This window comes from Halocella sp. SP3-1 (assembly GCF_003953885.1).
GTDB classification, from domain to species: Bacteria; Bacillota; Halanaerobiia; order Halanaerobiales; family DTU029; genus Iocasia; species Iocasia fonsfrigidae.
Window position 1 is genome coordinate 2,583,819 of sequence record NZ_CP032760.1, and the last position, 26,675, is coordinate 2,610,493.

General features: G+C 35.2%; 29 protein-coding genes. All 29 read left to right on the forward strand.

From position 1 onward, the window contains the following. Positions 1-74: 74 nt before the first annotated feature. The 29 genes from plsX to D7D81_RS12510 all read left to right on the forward strand — a co-directional run bounded on the left by plsX (position 75) and on the right by D7D81_RS12510 (position 26,667). Complete coding sequence (gene plsX / locus D7D81_RS12370) at positions 75-980, forward strand: phosphate acyltransferase PlsX (protein WP_353622125.1); 906 nt, start codon at positions 75-77, stop codon at positions 978-980. Continuing rightward, positions 981-1,976, forward strand: a complete 996-nt coding sequence (locus tag D7D81_RS12375; RefSeq protein ID WP_125990420.1) for a beta-ketoacyl-ACP synthase III — start codon at positions 981-983, stop codon at positions 1,974-1,976. Between the two features lie 64 nt (positions 1,977-2,040). Then, entirely contained in the window at positions 2,041-2,931 is an 891-nt protein-coding gene (gene fabK / locus D7D81_RS12380) for an enoyl-[acyl-carrier-protein] reductase FabK (protein ID WP_353622126.1), read from the forward strand. After that, entirely contained in the window at positions 2,921-3,847 is a 927-nt protein-coding gene (fabD, locus tag D7D81_RS12385) for an ACP S-malonyltransferase (RefSeq protein ID WP_125990422.1), read from the forward strand. Before fabK ends, fabD begins: the two co-directional genes overlap by 11 nt. Before the next feature lie 21 nt (positions 3,848-3,868). Next, positions 3,869-4,618 (forward strand): 3-oxoacyl-[acyl-carrier-protein] reductase, encoded by a 750-nt coding sequence (gene fabG / locus D7D81_RS12390; protein WP_125990423.1) that lies wholly within the window; start codon positions 3,869-3,871, stop codon positions 4,616-4,618. A gap of 19 nt (positions 4,619-4,637) precedes the next feature. Continuing rightward, positions 4,638-4,868, forward strand: coding sequence for an acyl carrier protein (locus D7D81_RS12395; RefSeq protein ID WP_125990424.1), 231 nt, complete (start codon positions 4,638-4,640; stop codon positions 4,866-4,868). Positions 4,869-4,961: 93 nt separating this feature from the next. Continuing rightward, on the forward strand, positions 4,962-6,200 hold the full coding sequence (gene fabF / locus D7D81_RS12400) for a beta-ketoacyl-ACP synthase II (protein ID WP_205739210.1): 1,239 nt from the start codon (positions 4,962-4,964) through the stop codon (positions 6,198-6,200). Between the two features lie 23 nt (positions 6,201-6,223). After that, complete coding sequence (rnc, locus tag D7D81_RS12405; RefSeq protein WP_125990426.1) at positions 6,224-6,934, forward strand: ribonuclease III; 711 nt, start codon at positions 6,224-6,226, stop codon at positions 6,932-6,934. Positions 6,935-6,999: 65 nt separating this feature from the next. After that, positions 7,000-7,479: a hypothetical protein gene (locus D7D81_RS12410; RefSeq protein ID WP_125990427.1), complete on the forward strand. Its 480-nt coding sequence runs from the start codon at positions 7,000-7,002 to the stop codon at positions 7,477-7,479. A 134-nt stretch (positions 7,480-7,613) separates the two neighbouring features. Continuing rightward, on the forward strand, positions 7,614-7,997 hold the full coding sequence (gene aroH / locus D7D81_RS12415; protein WP_125990428.1) for a chorismate mutase: 384 nt from the start codon (positions 7,614-7,616) through the stop codon (positions 7,995-7,997). Between the two features lie 4 nt (positions 7,998-8,001). Next, positions 8,002-9,021: a 3-deoxy-7-phosphoheptulonate synthase gene (gene aroF / locus D7D81_RS12420; protein WP_125990429.1), complete on the forward strand. Its 1,020-nt coding sequence runs from the start codon at positions 8,002-8,004 to the stop codon at positions 9,019-9,021. 2 nt (positions 9,022-9,023) lie between these two features. Next, positions 9,024-9,863: a prephenate dehydrogenase gene (locus D7D81_RS12425; RefSeq protein WP_125990430.1), complete on the forward strand. Its 840-nt coding sequence runs from the start codon at positions 9,024-9,026 to the stop codon at positions 9,861-9,863. Positions 9,864-9,891: 28 nt separating this feature from the next. Further along, complete coding sequence (aroA, locus tag D7D81_RS12430; protein WP_125990431.1) at positions 9,892-11,184, forward strand: 3-phosphoshikimate 1-carboxyvinyltransferase; 1,293 nt, start codon at positions 9,892-9,894, stop codon at positions 11,182-11,184. Positions 11,185-11,340: 156 nt separating this feature from the next. Further along, positions 11,341-12,042 (forward strand): (d)CMP kinase, encoded by a 702-nt coding sequence (gene cmk / locus D7D81_RS12435; RefSeq protein WP_286169662.1) that lies wholly within the window; start codon positions 11,341-11,343, stop codon positions 12,040-12,042. Next, complete coding sequence (locus tag D7D81_RS12440) at positions 12,023-12,613, forward strand: lysophospholipid acyltransferase family protein (RefSeq protein WP_164522247.1); 591 nt, start codon at positions 12,023-12,025, stop codon at positions 12,611-12,613. The genes cmk and D7D81_RS12440 overlap by 20 nt, the downstream gene beginning before the upstream one ends. A gap of 45 nt (positions 12,614-12,658) precedes the next feature. Continuing rightward, positions 12,659-14,920: a bifunctional 4-hydroxy-3-methylbut-2-enyl diphosphate reductase/30S ribosomal protein S1 gene (locus D7D81_RS12445; protein ID WP_286169664.1), complete on the forward strand. Its 2,262-nt coding sequence runs from the start codon at positions 12,659-12,661 to the stop codon at positions 14,918-14,920. Between the two features lie 134 nt (positions 14,921-15,054). Beyond that, the gene (locus tag D7D81_RS12450; RefSeq protein ID WP_125990433.1) at positions 15,055-15,702 is read left to right on the forward strand and encodes a DUF1614 domain-containing protein; all 648 of its coding nucleotides are present in this window, start codon (positions 15,055-15,057) and stop codon (positions 15,700-15,702) included. Further along, complete coding sequence (gene spoIIP, locus D7D81_RS12455) at positions 15,692-16,765, forward strand: stage II sporulation protein P (RefSeq protein WP_125990434.1); 1,074 nt, start codon at positions 15,692-15,694, stop codon at positions 16,763-16,765. Before D7D81_RS12450 ends, spoIIP begins: the two co-directional genes overlap by 11 nt. Beyond that, entirely contained in the window at positions 16,765-17,655 is an 891-nt protein-coding gene (locus D7D81_RS12460) for a YIEGIA family protein (RefSeq protein WP_125990435.1), read from the forward strand. Before spoIIP ends, D7D81_RS12460 begins: the two co-directional genes overlap by 1 nt. A gap of 15 nt (positions 17,656-17,670) precedes the next feature. After that, positions 17,671-17,868: a capping complex subunit for YIEGIA gene (locus tag D7D81_RS12465; protein ID WP_286169665.1), complete on the forward strand. Its 198-nt coding sequence runs from the start codon at positions 17,671-17,673 to the stop codon at positions 17,866-17,868. 19 nt (positions 17,869-17,887) lie between these two features. Further along, positions 17,888-18,310, forward strand: a complete 423-nt coding sequence (locus D7D81_RS12470; RefSeq protein WP_164522248.1) for a DUF3189 family protein — start codon at positions 17,888-17,890, stop codon at positions 18,308-18,310. Positions 18,311-18,331: 21 nt separating this feature from the next. Next, positions 18,332-18,808, forward strand: coding sequence for a DUF3189 family protein (locus tag D7D81_RS12475; RefSeq protein WP_125990437.1), 477 nt, complete (start codon positions 18,332-18,334; stop codon positions 18,806-18,808). A 27-nt stretch (positions 18,809-18,835) separates the two neighbouring features. Then, positions 18,836-20,131: a DUF512 domain-containing protein gene (locus D7D81_RS12480; protein WP_125990438.1), complete on the forward strand. Its 1,296-nt coding sequence runs from the start codon at positions 18,836-18,838 to the stop codon at positions 20,129-20,131. Then, positions 20,124-21,440, forward strand: coding sequence for a ribosome biogenesis GTPase Der (der, locus tag D7D81_RS12485; protein ID WP_125990439.1), 1,317 nt, complete (start codon positions 20,124-20,126; stop codon positions 21,438-21,440). Before D7D81_RS12480 ends, der begins: the two co-directional genes overlap by 8 nt. A 10-nt stretch (positions 21,441-21,450) precedes the next feature. After that, the gene (plsY, locus tag D7D81_RS12490; protein ID WP_125990440.1) at positions 21,451-22,068 is read left to right on the forward strand and encodes a glycerol-3-phosphate 1-O-acyltransferase PlsY; all 618 of its coding nucleotides are present in this window, start codon (positions 21,451-21,453) and stop codon (positions 22,066-22,068) included. Continuing rightward, positions 22,068-23,090, forward strand: a complete 1,023-nt coding sequence (locus D7D81_RS12495) for an NAD(P)H-dependent glycerol-3-phosphate dehydrogenase (RefSeq protein WP_125990441.1) — start codon at positions 22,068-22,070, stop codon at positions 23,088-23,090. The genes plsY and D7D81_RS12495 overlap by 1 nt, the downstream gene beginning before the upstream one ends. Before the next feature lie 208 nt (positions 23,091-23,298). Further along, positions 23,299-24,777, forward strand: a complete 1,479-nt coding sequence (gene spoIVA / locus D7D81_RS12500) for a stage IV sporulation protein A (RefSeq protein ID WP_125990442.1) — start codon at positions 23,299-23,301, stop codon at positions 24,775-24,777. A 158-nt stretch (positions 24,778-24,935) separates the two neighbouring features. After that, positions 24,936-25,235 carry an HU family DNA-binding protein gene (locus tag D7D81_RS12505; RefSeq protein ID WP_125990443.1) on the forward strand — a complete coding sequence of 100 codons (300 nt, stop codon included), beginning with the start codon at positions 24,936-24,938 and terminating at the stop codon, positions 25,233-25,235. Positions 25,236-25,365: 130 nt separating this feature from the next. Further along, positions 25,366-26,667, forward strand: a complete 1,302-nt coding sequence (locus tag D7D81_RS12510; protein ID WP_125990444.1) for an NAD-binding protein — start codon at positions 25,366-25,368, stop codon at positions 26,665-26,667. Positions 26,668-26,675 lie beyond the last annotated feature (8 nt).

Sequence of the window (26,675 nt, forward strand, 5' to 3'; positions counted from 1 at the left end):
GGTGGTGACCATGCCCCCAAAAAATAGTTGAGGGTGCTGTTTTAGCCTCTCGTAAATATTCTGATATTGAATTAATATTAACCGGAAGGAAGGAAATATTAAATAAAATATTAGAAAATAATCATTCTCCAAAAAATATTACAGTCATTAATACATCTGAAAAGATTGATATGAATGAATCACCGACCAGAGCAATTAAGAAAAAGAAAGATTCGTCAATCGTAAAGGGTTTAGATCTTTTACATAAAAAAGAAGCAGATGCCTTTGTTTCTGCTGGTAATACAGGGGCTGTTATGGCTGGCAGTCTTTTTAAACTAGGGAGGATTAAGGGGATAAAAAGACCATCAATTCTTGTTAGTTTCCCTTCAAAAAAGGGTGAAACAATCCTGATGGACAATGGTGCTAATGTTGACTGTAAACCCATCAATCTATATCAATTTGCTATTATGGGACAGATATATGCTAAGTATGTTCTGGGGATTGATAATCCGAAAACAGGTTTATTAAGTATTGGTGAGGAAAAGGCAAAAGGAAATCAGCTGGTAAAAGAAAGCTATGATTTAATTATTAATGCCCAGGAAATTTCTGATTTTGTCGGTAATGTTGAAGGTAGAGATATATATAATGGTAGTTGTGACCTGGTAATTTGTGATGGTTTTGTTGGTAATGTTGTCTTAAAGACTACTGAAGGAGTGGCTTCTTTAATGTTTAGTCTACTTAAAGATGCCTTCACTACAAACTTAAGGGCAAAACTAGGGGCTTTATTGCTTAAACCTTATCTTGCAAAGCTAATAAATAAAACTGATTATAGACAATATGGTGGTGCTCCATTATTGGGGGTTAATGGGGTAGTAATTATCAGTCATGGTAGTTCTGACGAGATTGCTATTATGAATGCAGTTAAAGTAGCCAGGGAAACAGTCATTCAAAATATTGTAAGTAAAATTGAAAATAAAGTTAATGGGGATGGTGAAAAATAAATGGCACGCAAGGCGACTATAACAGGGTTAGGAAATTATATCCCCCCTAAGGTTTTAACTAATAAAGATCTTGAGAAAATGGTAGATACTTCAGATGAATGGATAACTACGAGAACAGGAATAAAAGAAAGACACATTGTTGAAGATGATGTTTCAACCTCTGATATGGTTTATGTAGCTGCTCAAAAAGCCCTTAAAAATTCGGGGATGACAGCTGATAAACTTGATTTGATTATTGTAGCTACTGTAACACCTGATATGCCTTTTCCCGCAACAGCATGTTTAATTCAGGAGAGACTTGGTGCAGAAAAGGCTGCAGCTTTTGATCTGGAAGCAGGTTGTTCTGGATTTGTATATGCCTTAAGTGTGGCTACTCAATTTATAGAAACAGGTGTTTATGAAAATGCTTTAGTTGTTGGGGCAGATATACTTACTAAGATAACAGACTGGGAAGACAGAAGTACTTGTGTATTGTTTGGTGATGGTGCTGGAGCAGCTATCCTGCAGGCGACAGACAAAGGAGGAATGCTGGCCTTTGACCTGGGTTCTGATGGTAGTGGTGGTAAGAGCCTATACATGCCAGGTGGTGGTTCCTTAAATCCTTCTTCAGAACTAACAGTTAAAGAAAGGCAGCACTATATCAAAATGGAAGGTAATCAGGTATTTAAATTTGCTGTAAAAATAATGGAACAATCCTCAGTAGATGTTCTCAATAAAGCCGGGTTAAAACCCGAAGATGTTAATCTGTTTATACCCCATCAGGCCAATACCAGGATTATTGATGCAGCAGCTAAAAGGTTAAGACTTACTGATGATAAGGTCTTTGTAAACCTTTCCAAGTATGGTAATACCTCATCTGCTTCAATACCACTTGGTCTGGTTGAAGCAAAAGAAAAGGGACTTATCAATGAAGGAGATATCATTGTTTTGGTAGCCTTTGGTGCTGGATTAACCTGGGCTTCTACAGTAATTGAATGGAATGAGGGAGGGCTTTAAATTGAACTTTAGAAATAGACTGACTGAGATATTAGAAATAGACCTGCCCATTATCCAGGGGGGGATGGCCTGGGTAGCTACTGGAGAACTAGCCGCTGCTGTGAGTCAGGCCGGGGGGTTAGGTGTTATAGGAGCTGGTAATGCCCCTGCTGATGTAATCAGAAAAGAGATCAACAAGGTAAAAGAGAAAACCAGCAAACCATATGCTGTAAATATCATGCTCCTTTCACCTTTTGTTGACGATATTGTTGATCTGCTTATTGAAGAAAAGGTACCAGTTGTTACTACAGGTGCAGGGAATCCAGGCAAATATATTGAACGTTTTAAAAAAATTGGTACTAGAGTTATTCCAGTTGTTCCCTCAGTTGCCCTGGCCAGACGAATGGAAAAAATCGGTGCTGACTGTCTTATAGCAGAAGGTACAGAGGCTGGCGGGCATATAGGTGAACTAACAACAATTTCTTTGATTCCCCAAATAGTAGATGCAGTGAATATACCTGTTATTGCTGCAGGTGGTATTGCAGATGGTAGGGGAATGGCAGCAGCTATGGCACTGGGTGCAGAGGGTGTACAATTAGGTACCAGATTTGTCTGTTCTAAAGAGTGCACAGCACATGAAAACTTTAAAAAAGCTATTATAGATGCCAGGGATAGAGATGCAGTTGTTACTGGGCGGGTAACTGGTCACCCAGTGAGGAATTTAAAGAACGACCTTACCCGTGAAATACAAAAATTAGAACGCAAAGGCGCGAGTAAGGATGAAATAGAAGAACTGGGAACAGGTAGATTACGTCTTGCTGTTAAAGAAGGTGATATTAATCAAGGAAGTGTTATGGCTGGACAGATTGCTGGATTAATTAATGATATTCAACCAGTAGAACTTATTATTAATAATATTATAGAGGAAACTGATGGAATATTAACAGACCTGGGAGGTAAAAATAATGGGGCGTAAGACAGCCTTTCTTTTCTCTGGACAAGGTTCACAATATGTTGGTATGGGGCTTGAGCTTATAAATTACTACCCTGCTGGTTTGCAGATTTTGGAACAGGCCGAAGAATATCTCGCTCTTCCACTAAAAAAAATTTGCTTGGAGGGACCAGCAGAGCAGTTAAACATTACTAAAAACACTCAACCGGCTATTTTTACAATTAGTTATATTATCTATAATTTTCTTATGGAAAATGCTCTAAAGCCTTCTGCTGTAGCAGGACATAGTTTAGGTGAATATAGTGCTTTAGCGGCTGCCAAATCTTTTTCTTTTGAAGATGGTTTAAAACTGGTTAGGCAGCGTGGAATTTTAATGGATGAAGCGATGCCTGTAGGTTCAGGAACTATGGCTGCTGTTATTGGACTAAATAGTAATTTGGTTACAGAGATATGTACTAATATTGAAGGGGTCTGTGAAGTTGCTAATTACAATTCCCCACAACAGACTGTTATCTCTGGCGAAGAAAAAGCCATTAATGAGGCTGTAGAAAGTTTAAAAAAATTAGGCGCTAAAAAAGTTGTTAAACTTGATGTTAGTGGACCATTTCATTCATCATTAATGAAACCGGCCAGAGATGAATTTGCCAAGATTGTTAATGACATAAAATTTAATGAACCAGTCTATCCACTGATTGCCAATGTGACTGCTGATTATATAAAAGATGCTAAAGAAATAAAGGAACTGCTCCTGGAACAGATAACAGGTAGTGTTTACTGGGTAGATAGTATAAAGAGATTTATAGATGATGGTTATAATACTTTTATAGAGGTAGGACCAGGTAGGGTATTAAAGGGTTTAATGCGTAGTATAGACCGTTCAGTTGATGCCTTTAATGTTGAGAGTTTTAAGGATTATGAGAAATTAATTAAAAAATTATAAAAAAGAAAGGGTGATTCATTAATGAGAATAGATGGTAAGGTTGCTCTTATTACTGGAAGTTCACGCGGTATTGGTGCTGCAACAGCAGTCAAACTGGCCAGTGAAGGTGCTGATATTATTATTAACTACCCTTTTGAAGCAGAAAAAGAACATGCTGATAAGGTAGTAGATAAAGTTAATTCACTCGGTCGTAAAGCAATATCTATTATGGCAGATGTCTCCAATATTGAACAGGTAAAGACTATGATCAAAACTGCTATCAAAGAATTTAGTAAAATAGATATATTAGTAAATAATGCGGGCATTACCCGGGATAATCTTATAATGAGAATGAAAGAAAAAGACTGGGATGCTGTCATGAATGTTAATCTTAAAGGTGTTTTTAATTGCACAAAGTCTGTTATCCGTCCTATGATGAAACAAAAATCAGGAAAGATAATTAATCTTGCTTCTGTAGTAGGTATTATGGGAAATCCTGGTCAGGCAAATTATTCTGCTTCCAAGGCCGGAGTTATTGGTTTTACTAAGACTATTGCTAAAGAAGTTGCCGCCCGGGGAATTACCTCAAATGCTGTGGCACCTGGTTTTATTAAATCACATATGACAGAAAATCTTTCTAAAGAAGTGCAAGATAATATGCTGGCTGCTATTCCACTTAAAAAATTTGGTAGTCAGGAAGATGTGGCTAATATAATCTGTTTTCTGGCATCATCAGCAGCAGATTATATTAACGGTCAGGTTATTAATGTTGATGGTGGTATGGTAATGTAAATAGAAAGGAGGTGAAATAATGGATATTTTACAGAAAGTAATTGATATTGTTGTAGAGGAACTGGCTGTTGATTCTGAAGAGGTTACTCCTGAAGCATCTTTTATCGATGATCTTGGGGCTGACTCCCTTGATGTTGTAGAATTAGTAATGGCATTTGAAGAAGAATTTGATATTGAAATTCCTGATGAAGAGGCTGAAAACATTCAAACAGTTCAGGATGCTGTTGATTATATTGAGGAAAATTTATAGGCCTAATAATATGGTGCTGGTCCCCACTGAGTTTCAAAGGGGGCCTAAATCCACTTTTTTAAATCATTCTACCCATAAGGGAGGTTAAGGATAATGAGCAAACGTGTTGTTATAACAGGTTTAGGTGTTGTTACATCCCTTGGTATGACAGTTGATGAATTCTGGAATAATATTATTAATGGAAAGTCTGGTATTTCCTGGATTAGTAAATTTGATACTGAAGAATTTCCAAGTAAAGTTGCTGCTGAGATTAAGGATTTTAAAATAGATAAATATATTAACCCTAAAGAAGCCCGAAGAATAGGTATGTTTTCTCAATATGCTATTTATGCTGCCTATGAGGCTTTAGCGGATTCAGGTATAGAAATTAATGATGAAATTGCTGATCAGATAGGTGTCCTAATGGGTTCTGGAATTGGTGGTATTGAAGTCTTTGAAGAGCAAATTGAAAGAATGGTAAAAAAAGGTCCAAGGCGTGTAAGCCCATTTTTCATTCCAATGATGATATCTAATATGGCTGCTGGTCATGTTTCTATTTATACCGGAGCTAAGGGCCCCAATAGTAATGCTGTAACGGCCTGTGCTTCAGGGACCTCTGCTATTGGTGAAGCAATGGAGATAATAAAACGTGGTGATGCTAGTGTTATGATAGCAGGTGGTACAGAAGCAGCTATTACTAAATCTGCTTTAGCAGGTTTTGGTAATATGAAAGCACTAACAACGATGAATGATGAACCAGCTAAGGCAAGTAGACCATTTGATGCTAAAAGGGATGGGTTTATTATTGGTGAAGGTAGTGGTATTGTCATTCTGGAAGAACTTGAACATGCCCGGAAGAGAGGGGCTCAGATATATTGTGAACTCTTAGCTTATGGTGCTTCAGGTGATGCCTATCATATCACTCAACCTGCACCTGAAGGAGAGGGTGCGGCAAGGGCGATGAAAATGGCTCTTAGAAAGTCAGGTCTTAATAAAAATAAGCTAAATTATATTAATGCCCATGGTACCTCTACACCACTAAATGATAAAAATGAAACAATTGCTATCCGGAAGGTCTTCGGGGAAGACGCGGACAAATTAATGATTAGTTCCACAAAATCAATGACCGGTCATTTATTAGGGGCAGCTGGTGGTGTAGAATCAGTTATCTCTGCACTGGCGTTAAAAAATAAAATAGTTCCTCCAACAATTAATTATGAATATCCAGACCCTGATTGTGACCTTGATTATGTACCTAATGAGGCCAGGGAAGTAAAGGAATTGAAGACAATAATGTCTAATTCTTTTGGCTTTGGCGGACAAAATGCCTGTCTTGTTTTTGGTGCCATATAAGATCTTAAAAAGGAGATAATTCAATGGTATCATTATATAATGAAGATATTATTTCTGATTTAGAAAAAAAGATTAAAATGAGTTTTAATGATAAATTATTATTACAGAGGGCTATTACCCATAAATCATTTAGTAATGAAAATAGTCATCTCGATTTAAGGGATAATGAAAGACTTGAGTTTTTGGGTGATTCAGTCCTCAGTATTGTAATAAGTACTTTTATTTTTGATAATTTTCCCGATTATCCAGAAGGAGAACTGGCCAAGATGAGGTCTGTTATTGTCAGTGAGCCTATTCTTGCCATGCAGGCAAGGAAAATTCAGCTGGGAAAATATCTATTGTTAGGTAATGGCGAAGAATTATCAGGTGGTCGTGAAAGGGATTCTATTCTTGCAGATACTATGGAGGCTTTAATAGGGGCTATTTATCTTGATTTAGGTATAGATATGGCCAGGAAATTTATTATTAGTAATTTTAATAAGATTATTATTGATGTTGAAAAAGGAAAGTATATACAGGACTATAAAACTATCTTACAGGAATTACTCCAGAAAGATGGTTTTGGTAGACCTATTTATCAGGTAGTTGATGAAAAAGGTCCTGATCACAACAAATCTTTTGTTATAGATGTACTTTATCAGGATAAAAAAATAGGCTCTGGTAAGGGTTCAAGTAAAAAAGAAGCAGAACAAAATGCTGCAATGGCTGCCTTGAAAAATATGAATATTATCTAATCTTACGGGATATTTTTTTAATATATCTCATAAAGATATATTAAAATATCCTGGAGGTAGATAGTATGAATAGGTTTTTTAGAAAGCTGGAGAGATTTTTTGTTAATCTCTTGCTAATTACTTTAATAGTTATAATTAGTTTTCAGATTATTATGCGGGATGAATCAACTTATCAGCATATTAAAAAGCTGGAGTACACAGTAAAAGGGCTTTTGAATACAGGAAATACTGTTGAGGTTACATCTATTAAGGAAATGGAAAGGAAGGCTTACCTTACCATAGACCTGTTGCATGATTACTCACTACCACAGGTTTATTTAGTTCAGAATGGGCTGCGGGTGGCTGACTTCTCTGATGGAATTGTCAGAATAGAAGTAAACAGTGGTGATCTTATCAGTATTGATGCTACTCTATTAAAAAAAACCTTATGGTTTGAAATTACTTCTTTATCAGCTTCGATAAGTAATCTGAAACCTGGTCAACAGTTTAGAGTATCTGGTGATATTAAGAGCTTGGGTGTTATTGAGTTTTATAATAAGATTTAATTATATTCTTTCTTGATAATAAAAATAATATATGGTAAAATAATTTAAATTAGTAGAACACCTGCCAGTACAGGTGTTAATTTTTTAAGTAATATTATTTCTAAAATATATTTATTTGATTATGAGGTGTTAACATGAGGGGTATTAGAGGGGCTATATCTGTTGAAAAAAATACAAGAACTGCAATTCTTGAAAATACCAGTTTACTCCTAAAAGAAATGATTGCCAACAATAAATTATCAGAAAATGATATAATCAGTATCTTTTTTACTGCTACTGATGACCTTGATGAAGTTTACCCAGCAGTTGCAGCCCGCCAACTGGGGTTTGCTGATATTCCATTACTATGTTATCAGGAAATGAAGGTTAAGGATTCACTAGAAAAGTGCATTAGGGTTTTAATGTTTGTTGATTTTGACTGTGCTTTACAGGAAGTAAAACATGTTTATCTAAAAAAGGCTAAAATATTGCGGCCTGATTTATTAAATCAAGAGAATAGATTAGATAAGGAGAGATGAGAAAATGATAATTGTTATGAAAGATAAGGCTAAGGAAAAAGAGATTAAACAGGTTGTCGACAGGGTAGAAGAATTAGGTTATACCCCACATCCATCACGCGGGGCTAAAAAAATGCTGATTGGCATTATTGGTGATTTAAACCGGGAAGAATTAATTGATTCACTTGGTGCCTATCCAGGTATTGATAAACTTGTTCCGATTATGGAACCCTATAAATTGGTAGGCAGGTCTTTTAAAGACAATACTAGTATTATTGACCTTGGTGATGGGGTTACAATAGGTGGTAAAGAGATATTGGTTATGGCTGGTCCCTGTGCTGTTGAAAGTGAAGAGCAGATCATAAAAACTGCTGCAGCAGTAAAAAAATCTGGCGCTAAGGTCTTAAGGGGTGGTGCTTTTAAACCCCGTACTTCTCCCTATAGTTTTCAGGGTATGCAGGAAGAAGGGCTGAAACTGCTCAAAACAGCTTCAGATGAGACAGGCTTAAAAGTGATAACTGAGGTAGTTGACCCTAGAGATGTTGAATTGGTTGGTAATTATACAGATATTTTCCAGATAGGTGCACGAAATATGCAAAATTTTTACCTATTAAAAGAAGTAGGTAAATCAAACAAAGCTGTTTTATTAAAAAGGGGTATGAGTGCTACCTATAAAGAGTTTTTGATGGCTGCTGAATATATTATGTCTGAGGGCAATTATAATGTGATACTTTGTGAACGTGGTATTCGTACTTTTGAGACATATACAAGAAATACACTTGATCTGGTAGGTATTCCAGTACTTAAGAAACTCAGCCATCTCCCTGTTGTTATAGACCCTAGTCATGGTACAGGACAGTGGGAACTTGTAACACCTGCTGCCAGAGGGGCGGTTGCTATGGGGGCAGATGGTCTTATTGTAGAGGTACATCCGGAACCTACTAAAGCCCTCAGTGATGGGCAGCAGTCTCTGAAATTTAGTAAATTTACTGCTATGATCGATGATTTAAGTCAGATTGCAAATGCAGTTGGTCGTGAGATATAATTATGAAGATAGGGATAATTGGACTAGGTTTAATGGGTGGGTCACTGGCCCTGGCCTTAAAGAAATATAAGCAGGATATAACTATCTATGGCTATGACACTAATCAAAAACACCTTATTTATGCCAAGGAAAAGAAACTTATTGACCATACTTTGCTAGAAGATAATCTACAAAATGTTTCCATTATTTTTGTCGCAACACCTGTCTGTTCAATTGTCAAGGTAATTGCTGATTTATATAATATAATTGATTTAGATAATACTATTGTTACTGATATGGGAAGCAGCAAAAAATTCATCTGTCAGGAGATAAAACAGAGATTTCCCCTGCTGCGTTTTGTTGGGGGACATCCTATGACTGGTAGGGAAGTAAGTGGCCCAGAAGCAGCCCTGGCTGATCTTTTTCGAGATAAAACCTATATATTAATTAATAATAATAACCCAGGGGATCTTGCTCAGATAGCTGAGATAATCAAAGGAATTAGGAGTAAAGTTATAACCCTTAATCCTGAAAAACATGATAACCTTATCTCCTTTACAAGTCATCTACCACAATTTCTGGCTACTGCAGTAGTAAATCTTTTAAATGATGTAGTTGGGGAAAACCCGGAAGTAATCGATTTAATTGGACAGGGCTTTCTTGATTTTACCAGGATTGCAGGTAGTGATCCCCAGATGTGGACAGATATACTTATTAGCAATAAAAAGGCTGTCTTAAGAAGTATAGCCAGGCTTAAGGGTAAAATAGCTGAATTTGAAGAAGCTATTAAAATAGAAGATGAAGAATATATCTATGAGTTGATTAAAAAAGGCAGAGAACAGAGGAAGAAAATAGAGGTTTAATGACTTTAATGATTAGGAGAGAATTCAATTGAATCTCAAGACAAGAAAATGTCATAAATTAAAAGGCGATTTAACCATACCCGGTGACAAATCCATCTCACATCGGGCAATAATCTTTGCTTCACTGGCTAAAGGATATTCAAACCTTATTGGTTTGTTGGAAAGTGAGGATTGTCTTAAAACTTTAAATGCCTTTAGATTGATGGGTGTACCAATTGAGAGAAACTCTAAAGCCAATTATACTATCAAAGGTGTAGGTCTCAAAGGGCTCAAAGAAGCAGACAGGGTTATTGATTGTGGTAATTCAGGGACCAGTATGAGATTATTGACCGGTTTATTGGCTGCACAGGATTTTTATACAGTTCTAAGTGGTGATACTTCATTGCGAAAGAGACCAATGGATAGAATTATAAAACCCTTAAGAGAAATGAAAGCAAAAATATGGGCAAGAAGAGACAATTATGCCCCCCTTAGTATAAAAGGTAGTCAGCTAAGTGCTATAAACTATACTCTACCTGTAGCAAGTGCTCAGGTTAAATCGTCCTTATTATTGGCAGGACTATATACAGATGGAAAAACAATATTACGTGAGCCAGGTCTTTCCCGGGATCATACTGAAAGGATGTTACAAGGGTTTGGGGTTAATTTAAAGAAATCAGGTCTGAGCATAGAATTAGACCTGCAAAAAGATAGATTAGAGGGACAGGAGATAGTCATACCTGCTGATATTTCATCAGCTGCCTTTTTTATTACTGCTGCTTTAATAATAGATGATAGTGAACTATTATTAAGAAATATTGGCATTAATCCCAGTAGAAGTGGTTTCCTAAAGGTAGTTAAAGATATGGGGGGGGACTGTCAGCTTATCAATAAGCGAGTGGTTAGTGGTGAACCAGTGGCTGATATAATTGTTAAAAGTAGTAAGTTAACAGGAGTAAATATCAGTGGTGATCTTATTCCGACTTTAATTGATGAATTACCTATTATTGCTATTCTGGCAAGTAGGGCTGAGGGTAGAACTGTTATCAAAGATGCTGCTGAATTACGGGTTAAAGAAAGTGATAGAATTACTAATATGATCAGTATATTATCTAATATGGGAGTAAATGTTCAGGAACTTACAGACGGTATGATTATTAACGGTCCAGTTGAATTAAAAGGTGGGTTTGAAGTGGATAGTTCAGGTGACCATCGGATAGCAATGACAGTTGCTATTGCCGGTTTGCTTATTGATGAGCCAATCTTAATTAACAATAGTGATTCTATCAAAACCTCTTTTCCAGAGTTTATTGATTTATTGAACAAGTGTTCTGTTACATAGTTTACAGTTTTTAATAATTAATAGAATATATTTACAAAGAGTTGTTTAAATACCGATAATTTTATCGGTATTAATTTTATTTTTAAATAAATATTCCTTTTATTAAATCAAAAGAAGGATTTTGAAAAAGAATATAGAATAGAATAAGCGAAAGAGGTGATAGATTTGGTGGGGACAATAGCTATTGATGGTCCGGCTGGTGCTGGTAAAAGCACTATTGCCAGGATACTGGCTAAAAAACTGGGGTATAAATATATAGATAGCGGTGCAATATATAGGGCTATTACCCTTCTGGCTATTGAGCAGGGTATTGAAGCAGAAGATGAAATTGGCTTAAGTAGAATAGCAAATAATATTAATATAGAATTTTTACCCCCTGATCAAAATGGAATAAATCGGGTAATACTTAATAAGGTGGATGTAACAGACAAATTAAGAGGGGGTATTATTGATAAGAATGTCTCCAGGATCGCCCGTGTGAAGGGTGTCAGGGATGCCCTTTTGATTATACAGCGGAGGCTTGCTGAGGATAATAATATTGTTATGGATGGAAGGGATATTGGTTCCAGGGTTTTACCAGATGCTGAGTTAAAATTATATATAACAGCATCTATTGAAGAAAGGGCACAGCGACGTTTTACTGAATTAAAAGAAAAAGACGTCGATGTAGACTATGAGGATATAAAATCAGAGATATATAAAAGGGATAAGCTGGATAAAGAACGCAAGATATCCCCTTTAGTTAAGGCAGAAGATGCCTTTTTGCTGGATACTACTGATATGTCTATCAATGAGGTTCTTGCAAAAATTATTGAAATTAAAAAAAAGGTGGAGAGGGATGAGGATGTTTCTTTATAGTGTTGGATATACTGCTTTTAAACTATATTTTAAGCTGGCCTATAAATTCAAAATAAATGGTCAAAATAATATACCTGAAAACGGTCCTTTTGTGGTAATGGCTAATCATATTACCCTATTTGATCCACCTATTGTAGCCTGCAGCCTGGAACGCAGAAAAACTGTGCATTTTATGGCTAAGCAGGAGCTTTTTAAGAATCCCTTATTTGGGTATATCTTAAAAAAGGTTGGTGCCTTTCCAGTAAAAAGGGGAAGGGCAGACAAAGGGGCAATAAGAAAGGCCTTCAATATTCTTGAAAATAGAGGTGTTCTAGGTATTTTTCCTGAAGGTAGTAGGCAAAAACCGGGTAAACTTGGTAGAGCTAAATCAGGCTCTGTTATGATTCCTATCAAAATGAAAGTGCCTATCCTGCCGATGAGTATTAAAATTGAGAAGCGCGAAATAGCTGTTTCTATTGGTAAATTATTTGAACTAGATAAATACTATAATAGAAAAGTACCACGTAATGAATTAAAAGAGGCTGGTGATATTATAATGGAAAAAATAAATCAGCAGTTATTACTTTCGTAGTTTTTTTTTATTTTTTTCATTATTAAAGCAGGATTCTAAGAATTAATGAAGAAATCATATAATTGGTATGAATTATATTTAATTAATAATGGGTATACTATTTTAAGTATCATTGAGTTGCTGTTGGAAGGTTTGTTCTTGTTGGATTGGAAGGAGGTGAAGGGTCTGGAGGTTTATACTGCCGAGGAAGCAGGATTTTGTTTTGGGGTTAAACGGGCAATCGAAATGGCAAAAGATGCCGCTGATGATGAAAGAAAACTTTCTGTCTATACCCTTGGACCCATTATTCACAATCCACAGGTTGTTGAAAAATTAAAGGGATTAGGAATTGAACCAATTAATTCCATAGATGATATAGATGAAGGAATCATTATTATCAGGTCACATGGTGTAGCACCTGAGATTATTACTAAAGCAAAAGAGAAAGGTTTACATATACTTGATGCAACATGTCCTTTTGTAAAAAAGGCTCAGCGGTATGCACAGCTACTCATTGAAGAAGATTATCAGACTATTATTTACGGAGATCATCAACACCCTGAAGTAGTTGGTATCTATGGTGCTACAGATAAAAGGGCTGTTATTTTAGACAATGTTGCTGACCTGGCTAGGATACCTTTGAAAAGCAGGGTTGGTCTAGTAGCACAGACAACAAAGTCTCCTGATTCTTTTAAAGAGTTAGTTTCATCAATTATTATTAGGGTAAAAGAATTAAAGGTTTACAATACAATTTGTAATACAACAGAAACTAGGCAGCTAGCTGCTGCTAAATTAGCCCGTAAGGTTGATTTAATGTTTGTAATAGGGGGGCATAACAGTGCTAATACAAATAGATTAGCTGAAATTTGTAAGAACACTGGAACCCCTACTTTCCACATAGAAACTGTTGAAGAAATTAACCAACAGTTAATAGATGGTGAGAAAAAAATAGGTATTACTGCAGGGGCATCGACCCCAGATTGGTTAATCAAGGAGGTTATTGAGGCTATGAGTGAAGAAGAAAAGAAAGATGTACAGCTTGACGAGACTATTGAACAAGAAGATAATAAGACAGCAGCTGTCTTAGAGGAAGAAACAAGTGAAAGTGTTGATGTTGAGGTGACTGAGGAAACAGGGGATAACGTTGAGGATAAAGATCAGCAAGAAATTGATTATAGTGTTAATGATATTGCTGATTTAAAGAAAGGGCAGACTGTCAAAGGAACAGTAACACAAATTAAAGATGATGGTGTCTATGTAGACGTCAATTATAAATCTGATGGATTTATTCCATTAAGGGAATTAAGTCATAAACCTGTATCTGACCCTAATGAAGTTGTAGAATTAAATGAAGAAATTAATGTAATTATACTTACCCTTGAAGATGATGAAGGTAATATGATTCTTTCCAAAAAACGTGCTGACTATGAAAAAGCCTGGGAAAATATTATGGAAGTATATGAAAATGATGAAGTAATAGAGGCTAAGGTTAGCAAGGTAGTTAAAGGTGGTTTAGTAGTCGATGTTGGTTTAAGGGGTTTTATACCGGCTTCTCATGTAGCAATAGGGTATGTAGAGGATTTAAATAAATATGTAGACCAGACCCTGAGATTAAAGGTTATTGAAGTTGAAAGAAACAATAATAATGTAGTTCTTTCAGCCAAAAAAGTACTTGAAGAAGAAAGGGCAGAAATGAAAGAAAAGACCCTTGATTCTCTAGAAGAAGGTCAAGAGATTGAGGGTACGATCACTAAATTGGTAGATTTTGGTGCTTTCGTTGATTTAGGTGGTGTAGAGGGATTACTTCATATATCTGAGATGTCCTGGGGTAGAATAGAACACCCTTCTCAAATATTTGAAGAAGGCCAGAAGATAAAGGTGAAAGTACTTGGTGTAAATAAAGAAGAGGAAAGAATTTCCCTTGGCTATAAGCAATTATTACCTGATCCCTGGGAAGAATTTGTCCGCAAACATTATGAAGGTGAAGTTGTGAAAGGTACCATTACAAAAATAGTAGATTTTGGTGCTTTTGTAGAGATAGAAGATGGTGTGGAAGGCCTAATTCATATATCCCAACTCTCACACCGCCATGTCAAAACCCCTGATGAGGTTGTATCTGTAGGGGAAGAAATACAGGTTAAAATAATTAATATTAGTGAAGGACAGAAAAGAGTTGGTTTAAGTATTAAGGAATTAGAAGAGAAGCCCCAGTCCCAAAAGGAAGTAAAACCACAAGCATCTGCTAAAAAAGGAACAACTGAAGAAGAGGGTAGTGGTGTAACACTCGGAGATATATTTGGCAGTATGTTTGATGATGATAATGAATAAATAAAAATATAAAATAATTTTAAACCCCATCACAGCTGTGATGGGGTTTTTGCTGTTTAACAGTATTCTTCATGAATATAGAAATAGTAATAAGGGAAGGCTAAGGGTAAAGACTTTTATGGAGGTGTATGGATATGACAATAGGTGTTATTATATTAGTTATTACAGGATTGTTAATTTACTTTGGGGCAGCCCATCGAGTCCTGGACCGTTTGCATTTAACTGATTCTATGGCACTGTTTTTTATTGCCTTAATTATTATTGGTAGTTATTTTGAACTTACTATCAGGCGTTCACCCTTACTTACTATTAATATAGGTGGTGGTCTTATCCCCATTGCTCTGGCTTTTTATGTCCTGTATAGGGCAGATTCCAGTAAGGAATTAATCAAAGCTATAGTAGCAGTTGTTCTAACTGCCGGAGCTATTTATGGTATAAGTTATTTTTTCAGGGATTTTGGACATGGTAGAGATATTATAGACCCCTTATATCTCTATGCAGTTAGTGGGGGTATAATAGCCTATATTTTAGGTAGATCAAGAAGGGCTTCATTTATAGCAGGTACCCTGGGGTTTTTATTGTTTAATCTGTTTACATATTACAGGGTCTTTACAGGTAGGATTGTTTCTCAGGTGCGTATAGGTGGTGCTGGTGCCTTTGATAGTATCATTATTTCTGGAATTCTAGCGGTTTTACTGGCAGAAATAATAGGGGAATCAAGGGAACGATTACAGGGCGGACCTGCCGGAGAAAAAAACAGGGGGGATAGCAATGAAAAATAATAAAGTATATACAGGATATATTTTCTGCCTGCTTTTATTCTTTCTTCTTTTTCCTACAGTAGTGCTCGGAGATGATTTTATTGGACATAGGGAAGAAGATACAGTAATGGTTTATGATGAACAGGGCAATTATGTTTTTGCAACTGCTATGGGTGTTAGTAGTGGAGATCGATATATTAATGAGGATAATATAGAATTTGAAGTTAAAAGCATTAATGGTAAAAGGGCTATTGCCCAAAACAAAGGAAAAGTTGATCTCTTTCAGGGTCTAAACAGAACAGAACTTACCCCACTGGCAGCCCAGGGAAAAAAGTTAATTGGAATATACTTTACACATAATGATGAGAGTTATCGACCTGGGCCTGAGAGTATTGAGGGCCAAGGAGAAATACATGGTATCGGCTATCAATTAAAAAATGCCCTGGAGAAAATGGGAATACAGGTAATAGTAAAAGATAATCTACACCTGCCCCATGATGGTGCAGCCTATGAGCGGTCCAGGGCATCAGCTACAGATTTAATGAAAAATAGACCTGATGCTATTTTTGATTTACACCGTGATGCAATACCCCAGGCACATGAATACCTGGCCAAGATTAATGGACAGTTAGTAAGCCAGGTAAGGTTAGTAGTGGGGAGACAGAACCCCAACCTTAGTGTTAATGACAATTTTGCTAAACAATTAAAGGCAGTTTGTGATGAAAAATACCCAGGTTTAATTAAGGGTATATTTTATGGTAGTGGCAGTTATAACCAACAATTGTCAACCCATTCCCTATTATTGGAATTTGGCACCCATGTTACAACTGAAGACCAGGCTGCTTCAAGTGCTACAATGATTGCTGATTCTATAAATAATCTTCTTTACGGTGATAATATTAGTAATCAGGAGGGTAGGAATATTGAATCAAAAAATGCCTATAAAACTATAGCCTGGATAGTGACTATTCTATTTGTTGGTATTCTTGCTTTTTTATTTATAAATGAAGGGAGCTGGCAGGGAGTAGTAAACAGGATAAAATCTTTTCTGGGGAGAGAGATAATAGATAGAGGAGAAAAATAATGTTTAAATATGGTGAACTTTTAGTAGTGAGTTTTTTACTGGGCACCCTGGCCCGTGCCTTTATGCTGAGAATTGATTATCGTCAGTTCCCTAGTTTCCCCCATTCCTATGTAATTCATTTGATCCTTGGTGGGATAGCTGCTGCCCTGGGGGCTCTGGTAGTACCAGTACTATTGGAGAAAGAATATATTGCCATTACCTTCTTAACCCTGGCTGCACAGCAGTTTAGAGATGTTAGAAATATGGAGCGGGAGAGTCTAGCCCAGATTGAAGAGAATGAGCTTATTCCCCGTGGTAAGGCCTATATTGAAGGTATTGCTAAATTATTTGAGGCTAGAAATTACCTTGCATTAGTAACTGCTTTAATAACAAGTCTGGTCTACTTTTATTTTAATTGGTATTTAGGGATTTTAGCTGGTTCTTTATCTGCTTATCTCCTTCATTTGTTTATGAAAGGCCCAAGTGTTGCCGATATAGCAAGGGTTGAATTAAAAGAACTTACAATTGAAGGTTATAATATTGGTGTAGATGATATTATAATAATGAACATAGGCGAAAAAGAGGCACTTGAAAAATGGCAGCAAGAAGGCCTGGGGATTAAAATCATACCTAAAGATGAAAATGCCCGTACTACCCTATCAAATTTAGGTCAGAGACAAGCTATCTTACATGACCTGGCTGTTTTAATGGGGGTAAAATTAGATAAGGGCATGCAGCAGTTTACCCCCTTGGCCAGACTTAATCTTAACTATGGTACTTTAAATATAATTTTTCTACCTCAGGAACCGGACTGGGAATTTATTAAACAGGCCATTGAAAAGATACCTGTACTGGAAAGTTCTCAACAAAAACCATTAAAGTCTAAAATAGGACGGAAAGCAGCTGATTGATTTGGAGGGTTGGACATGGAAGTGGGAATAACCGATAAAATAGTAGCTGTTATTACCTTAAAGGATAATGATTATAAAGTTGGTGGTGCCTTACCAATATTTTATACTGATACAAAAGATGAACTGGAAGAGATAAGTGTATTACTGGCACGTATTACCCTTGGTATGGTACATGACCTAGGAAATGGGGTTAAATTGGTTATCAAACACTAATTTCCAGAGGAGTGTTAAATTGTCAATAATTTTTTGTTGTCAGGAAATGAGTTTGTTGTCTTATTTTGCTGTAGAGGCTTATTTACATCAGAGCCGTAAGCCCTCATATGAAGAGATTATGACTGTAATAGAAGAGAAATATACGATAATGAATAAACCTGCTGCTGGAGAATTAATTAGGTTGACCAATAACACCTATCTGTTGGAAGTAAAAAAATACTATGAAATAGTCAGGAAGGCCCTAATTGGTTATAATAAAATATTTACTAATGACTGTAAAATTGTATTTTTGAATTTAAATAAATATGAAAATTATTTGATTAAGACCGGCTATTTTTTAAAGAAACTTAGATTAAATTATTTATCTAAAAAAATAATTACTTATGGTCTCAAATACTCTGCAGCTGAACTATTAAAGCAAAGCTGGAAATTAGAGACCTAATATTAGTAAGTGAGTGATTAAATGATTATTATCTATCATTGTTATGGAGGTGCCCATTCATCTGTTCTGAGCGCAGGAATACATACCAATAGATTGCCTGTGGACAGGGTTCCTAGCAGAAAAGAAATTCTTAAACTTCCTTATTTTGATAAAACAGAGGGTCAGGAGATTGGTATACCATTTTATTTTGGAAAGGATGAATATAATAATAAGGTATATATTCAGGGCATGGGTAGGGCAGAAAAAATAGTGCTCAATACTTTAGATAGCTTCTTAGAAGAAAAAAAGATAAATAAAAATTTAGTATATGTTCAAAACACACTTAAAAAAGTGAATATTCTTGTCAGAATTGGTGGATTTATGTCTCGTGGGCTCGGCATGGTCTTCCCTGGTAGATTGCTGACTGTTTATGGACTACAACTGGCTTATCCTAATTTTATTGAACTGGTAAGGACTGTAAAAGAGGAAATATCTATTGCTTACAAAGACAAAATATGATATTATTCCTTACAGGAGGTCAGTTGGATGCTGGAGATAGCAGATGTAATAAAAGATAGTATTGCTGGTGAAATGGGGTTAGCTAAAGGAGACCTGATTTTAGAAATAAATGGAGAATATATTAATGATTATATTGCTTATCAATATATAACAGCCGATGAAAGATTGGATATATTAGTAAAAAAGCTGAATGGTGAATACTGGGAGTTAAATATTAGTAGAACTCCCGGGGAGGAACTGGGAATAATACCTTCAGGGATAATCTATGATGATTTAAAATTATGTCAGAATAATTGTCTCTTTTGTTTTGTAAAACAGCAGCCCTCCAATATGCGAGAGTCATTGATGCTTAGAGATGATGACTATCGTTTTTCCTTTTTACAGGGTAGTTTTATTACCCTGACAAATCTATCAGATAAAGAATTCGGAAGAATTATTGAACTAAAACTGAGCCCTCTAAATATATCTGTACATACAACAAATCCCAGCTTAAGGGTTGAAATGATGAAAAACCCTGCTGCTGGTAAGATAATGGAGCAGCTTAAAAGGCTGGCAGCAGCTAAGATTGAATTTAATACCCAGATAGTCCTCTGTAAAGGTATAAATGATGGTAAGGAACTAGACAGAACCATTAGTGATTTGATCAGCCTTTATCCAGCTGTTAAATCAATTGGGATTGTACCGGTTGGTTTAACAAAATACAGGGATAAGCTGAGTAAACTTCTTTCTTATGATAATGTCGCTGCCCGAGAGGTAGTAAAACAGGTTCAGAATTGGCAGGGGTTAATTAAGAAAAGGTATTCTAGTAATTTTCTCTATTGCTCTGATGAATTATACCTTTTAAGTACTTATAAGTTACCAGTATATGATGATTATAATGGTTTTCCACAACTGGAGAATGGTATTGGTTTAACCAGGCAATTATGGCAGAAATTTAAATCCTTAACCAGTACTTTACCTGAAAAAATATCAGACAAAAAAATAATTGGTATTATAACAGGTTTACTGGGAGCAGAGGCACTTAAACCAGTAGTTAATAGGCTTAAACAGATAAATAATTTGTCTGTAAGTTTAATCCCTGTTAGGAATGCTTATTTTGGACAAGGTGTTACAGTTACGGGCTTATTAACAGGACAGGATATAATAAAAAGATTAAAGGATATAGATATTAAAGAAATTATTATTCCAGGTATTGCTTTAAATGAAGAGGGTTTTTTCCTGGATGATATAAAGTTAGAGGATATTAGAAAAAAATATATAGATAAAAATATTTATGTTTGTTCAAATATTGAAGAATTAGTGGAGGTGGTATCAGATGGCTAAACCAGTTGTAGCGATTGTAGGAAGACCGAATGTAGGTAAATCAACCCTCTTTAATCGTTTGGCAGGTAATAGAATTTCTATTGTTGAAGGAGAGCCCAATATTACCCGTGATAGGGTTTATGCGGATATATCCTGGTTAAACAATGCATTTATCATGGTCGATACAGGGGGATTAGAACCTTCAAATGATGATTTGATTAAAAACAAAATAAAATACCAGGCTGAAATTGCTATGAATGAAGCCGAGTTAATTTTATTTATAGTAGATGGTAAAAGTGGAATTACTACCACTGATCAGGAAATAGCCCAATTACTGAGAAGGACAAATAAGAAGGTTATTCTCGTGGTTAATAAGGTGGATGATTTTTCTAATGCAGAACAGTTAAAATGGGATTTTTATTCCCTGGGGTTTGATGAACCAGTATCAATTTCTGCAGAGCACGGTAAAAATACAGGTGATCTCCTGGATATTATTGTCGATAATCTACCACATATACCAAATGATAATGAGAGAGATGACCTCTTAAATATTGCAATAATTGGTAAACCTAATGTAGGAAAATCATCCCTGGTTAATTATATTGTTGGTGATGAGAGGGTAATAGTAAGTGATATTCCCGGTACTACCAGAGATGCTATTGATACTATAGTAGAAAAAAATGGTGTCAAATATAATTTAATTGATACTGCTGGCCTCAGGCGCAAATCACGTGTTAAGGAAGCAGTTGAATACTATAGTGTCCTGCGTACTATTAGGGCTGTTGAAAGGGCTGAGGCCTCATTAATGTTAATTGATGCCACAGAGGGTATTACTTCACAGGATAAAAAGATTGTAGGCTATGCCCATGAAAGTGGTAAAGCTATAGTGATAGGGGTAAATAAATGGGATCTTGTAGATAAAGATAATAAATTAATGGAAGATTATAGAGATGAGATTTATTACCAGTTAAAATTCCTTAATTATGCCCCGATAACTTTTATTTCTGCCCTTACAGGTGAACGGGTAGATGAAGTGATTAAACTACTAGAATATAGTATAGACCAGAATAATATGCGAATTAAGACAGGTGTTCTTAATGAGGTTCTGGAAGAGGCTATTTTATTAAGGGAACCACCTGCTGTCAAAGGAAGGAGATTAAAACTCTACTATGCTACACAGGTAGGAATAAAACCCCCTACTTTTGTATTATTTGTAAACAATCCGGACTTAATGCATTTTTCATATCAAAGATATTTAGATAATACTTTAAGAAAGGCCTTTGGATTTATTGGCACATCAATTAGAATAAAATTAAAGTCAAGGAAATAGAGGTGATCTTTTGTTAGTCTTATTTATTATTCTCATTTGTTATCTAATAGGGGCAGTACCCTTTGCCTTTATTACCACCCAGTTAATTACAGGTAAAGATGTTAGAAAATATGGTAGTGGAAATGTTGGTGCTACTAATGCATCGCGTTTATTAGGATTTAAGTTTGGTGTTTTGGTGGCATTGTTAGATATATTTAAAGGATATATAGCAGTCCTGATTGCTAATTTTTTTCTGGCTGATATGCCGATTTATTATCTCTTACTGGCTTCACTGGCTGTGATAATTGGCCATAATTGGTCTGTTTTTCTAAAGTTTTCTGGGGGAAAAGGAGTTGCTACTACTGTTGGTGTTTTGTTGAGACTGTTACCGGTAGCCTTTTTGATTTATGCCCTCATCTGGATATTTGTTATTATATTATCCAAATATGTTTCACTTGGTTCAATAATGGCAGCAATGTCTTTACCCCTGACTTTCTTTTTCTATACAGAAGAAGCAATATATATTGTTTTTGCTATTATAATAGCCCTCTTTGTTATTGCCAGGCATTACTCCAATATTCAGAGGCTACTTAAAGGGGAAGAAAGAAAAATCAATTTTTCATTGTTAGTAAACAAAGGTGATGGCTGATGAAGAAAATCACTATTATAGGAGGAGGAAGCTGGGGAACAGCTATTGCCCAGCTTTTAGCAGATAATGGACATCAGGTGTTGCTTTATCTCCGTGATAAGAAACAGAAATTTAATATCAATCAGAGAAGGCGTAATGCAAAATATTTTCCACAGAAAGAATTGTCCAAAAATATTACTGCAACCCTGAATTTACAGGAGGCGGTAAATCTTGCTGAGATAATTTTTTTTGCGGTTCCAACCTATGCAACCCGTAAAGTTGCCCAGGCCATTAGACCCTTTATAACAGATAAAAAAATAATTGTTTCAACTGCTAAAGGGATCGAAGAAGATACTTTTTTAAGGAATTCAGAGATTATAAAAGAAGTACTGGATCTGCCGGTAGTTGTACTTTCAGGTCCCACACATGCAGAAGAAGTAATTAAGGGCTTGCCGACTGCAGCAGTAGTTGCTTCCCTCTGCCAGAATAAGGCAGTTGAAGTACAGGATCTGTTAATGTCAGCAAGTTTCAGGGTATATACAAACCCAGACCTTGTGGGGGTTGAGTTTGCTGGTGCTATTAAAAATATTATTGCCCTGGCTGCTGGTATAGCTGATGGTCTTGCCTATGGGGATAATACTAAGGCTGCACTGGTTACCAGGGGACTGCATGAAATGAGCCGTCTAGGATATACTATGGGGGGTAAATTACTGACCTTTGCTGGTTTAACTGGCATGGGTGATTTAGTGGTCACCTGTACCAGTATGCACAGTAGAAACAGGAGATTTGGTATTAAAATTGGGGAGGGCCTAGAACTCAGTGAAGCATACAAATCAATCAATCAGGTTGTTGAAGGGGTCAGGACAACCAGGGCTGTCTACGAATGGTTCAAAAAACAAAAGTTTGATTTTGAAATACCGATAACAAGGGAAATATATAATGTCTTGTTTAATAATAAAGACCCTTTACAGGCTGTTGATGACCTTATGCTGAGGGGCCCAAAACATGAAATCGAAGAAGTTGTTCAAGACTTGGACTGGTAAAAAAAGATTCTGCTTGTTTTATTGCCGGGTCTTTTTTTTTATATAATGTAATATTTTAGACTTGCCTTCATATATATATACTGATATTTATTTTTTCTAATTTGTTAATAATATTTAATTTTAAATAGATTTTATGTGGGAGGGATGAAGATAATTACGATTAAAAGACAGTCAAAGAATATTATAAAAAAAAGGGGGGAAATAAAGAGTGGATAAATTCAATATCTATCAAGATATTGCGGAGCGTACCAATGGTGATATATATATAGGTGTAGTGGGTCCAGTAAGGACAGGTAAATCTACTTTTATTAAACGTTTTATGGAACACCAGGTATTACCAATGATTGACGATAAATTTGTTAAAGAAAGGGCTAATGACGAATTACCGCAGAGTTCTGCTGGCAAAATGATTATGACAACAGAACCGAAATTTGTGCCGGAAGAGGCAGTAGATATTAGATTAGGGGATAAATTAAATTTTAGAGTAAGGATGATAGACTGTGTAGGTTATACAGTCCCTGGAGCACTTGGCTATGAAGATGAAGAAGGACCTAGAATGGTCTCAACCCCCTGGTATGAACATGATATACCATTCCAGGAGGCTGCAGAGGTAGGGACTAATAAAGTGATTACTGACCACTCTACTATTGGCCTGGTAATTACAACAGATAGCAGTTTTACAGATTTGCCGAGACATAATTTTGTGATGGCAGAGGAGAGGGTTATTAATGAATTAAAGGAAATTGGCAAACCCTTTGTCATCGCCTTAAATTCTGCTCATCCAGATGATGAAGAAACAAGACAATTAAGTGAGAAATTATCTGAAAAATATGATGTCCCTGTTTTAGCTATAAACTGTTTAAATATGAATAGAAATGATATAGATAAAATTCTTAAAACAGTCTTATACGAATTTCCAGTCAAAGAGTTATATATAGATTTACCAGTATGGACCAATGAATTACCGGCTAATAACTGGTTGAAAAAAAGTATTGATGAATCAGTTAGACTATCAATAAATAATGTGGAGAAGATAAGAGATGTTGATGAAGTAGTAAGATTATTGGCGGATAATGAATATACTCAGGAGGTATTTCTGGAAAGGGTAAATCTAGGTGAAGGTGTTGCCAGAATATCAATAGGATTATTAGATAATCTGTTTTTTAAAATCATTAATGAACTCAGTGGTTATGAAGTTGAAGATGAACAAGAATTATTAAGCTTAATAAAAGACCTTAGTTTTGCTAAAATGAAATATGATAAAATTTCTCAGGCCTTACAGGATGTTGAAGAAAAGGGATATGGCATAGTAACACCACAACTATCAGATATGAATTTCAATGAACCAGAAATAATTAAACGGGGTAATCAATTTGGAGTTAAATTAACTGCCTGTGCCCCTTCAATCCACATGATCAGGGCTGATATACAGGCAGAAGTATCACCAGTAGTAGGTACAGAAAAACAATCGGAAGAACTAATTTTATTTTTGCAGAAGGATTTTGAAGAAAATCCGTCAGATATATGGGAAACACAATTTCTAGGAAGGTCATTACATGATATCATGAAAGAAGGAATTGCTAATAAACTCTATCGTATGCCCGATACTGCCCAGCGTAAAATTCAGGATACCATTCAAAAGATAGTTAATGAAGGTAGTGGAGGGTTAATATGTATTATCCTTTAATACCCAAAAAGATGTATTAATTACCTGGCTTGAGGTAAAATAACCTTGAGCCTTTTTTTTGCTTAAAAAAAATGCCAATTATGCAGGAGATTAGTGATATATAGCGAATAATAAGTAATGTGTAAAGTATACAGTCAAATTAAGGAGGTGAAGGTAATATGACTAAAACTGATTTAATCGATGCTGTGGCAGAAAAAACTGGTTTAACCAAAAAGGATTCAGGAGAAAGTGTTAATGCAGTATTTGATACTATTGTTGATTACCTTAGCAGTGAAGCCGCTAAACAGGCTGACGACCGTGATAATGTCCAGATAATTGGTTTTGGTACTTTTGAAGTAAGAGACCGTAGTTCACGGAAGGGAAGGAATCCACAGACTGGTGAGGAGATTACTATTCCCGCTAGAACAGTACCTGTCTTCAGAGCTGGTAAATCATTTAAGGACTCTGTGGAAGGATAGGTATTATACATAATGATTTTTTTTGGAAAGGATTTTAAAAATCCTTTCTTTTTTTTTAATTTAATTAAATAGCTTCCTTTTCATATAGTTTTATTAGCTAACATATACTTTAGCTGGGAGGTTATAGTGTATGCTATTTAAAACAAAATCTAATAAAATTATAATTCTGGGGATAGATAAAAATTCGCAGATTCTGGCTGATTATTTAAGTAAGAAAAATGATATAATTATACTTGATAAAAATTATAGTAAATATCCGGATATCGATGTATTTTTCGATAATTTTGATAATGGTTTAGTAGAGATCTTAAAAAAACATAATATTGCTGATGTTTACAGTTTTATTGCCATGACTGATAATAATGAATATAATCTCTTTGCAGCTGAACTGGCTAAAAATATGGGGGCTGATAAAACTATATGTCTTACAAGCAATAGCTGTTATTTAGAAATAAAAAGTAATATTGATTTAATAATTAATCCTTATCAAGTTATAATCGATTATTTGAGTTATCTTTTAAAGGAGACACGATTGGTCAATATTATGAATCTAATTCCTGGAAAGATAAATATAAGTAGCATAAAGGTTGTTAATGATGACTCTTTTTCTTATATCAGAGTTAAAGATATTGAACTGATAGACACCTTGATTATTGCAATCAAAAGACAGCACAGGACCTTTGTTCCCCAACCAGAAACAAAAATCTACCCTGATGACCTTATATATATATTATTTAAAAAATCAATTATAAATAATTTGTTTGGTTTATTCAACAGATATAAAAAAAAGAGAAGGCTATTTATTATTGGGGCTAATCAATTAGCTAGGTTATTGATTAAGGGCTGGAAAAAACTCTTTGAGCCAATAATAATAATTGATCCAGACCTGGCAAAATGCAATAAATTTGCTGATGAATTTGATAATATCCTTATCTTACATGGTGAGGGGACTGATACACAATTGTTGAGTGAAGAGGGTTTAAATACAAAATCAATCTTAATAAACCTTAGTGATAATGATTTTGCTAATTTATTAGGGAGTTATTCTAGCAAAAAATATGCTTGTCAAAATGTGTATACTATAATAAATAACCATAAACACTGTAAAATAGCTGAATTACTTAACTTAGAAAATACCATATCTGTACCAGAGGTAATTAAAGATTACCTAAGTGATTTTATTAATTCTTCACAAAGGATTAATAAATATTTCCTTGGAGATGAGGTTTATACTACCGAATTAAGGATTAATAATAAACATAATAAGAAAGTTAAAGATTACAAACTCCCTTCTGGTATCATTATTGGTCTTATAATCAGGGATAATGAATATATTATTCCTGATGGAGAATCTTTATTGAAAAAAGACGATAGATTAATTATTTTCTTTAATAAAAAAAATGAAATAAAGTTACATAATAAATTCCTTTAATAAAACAA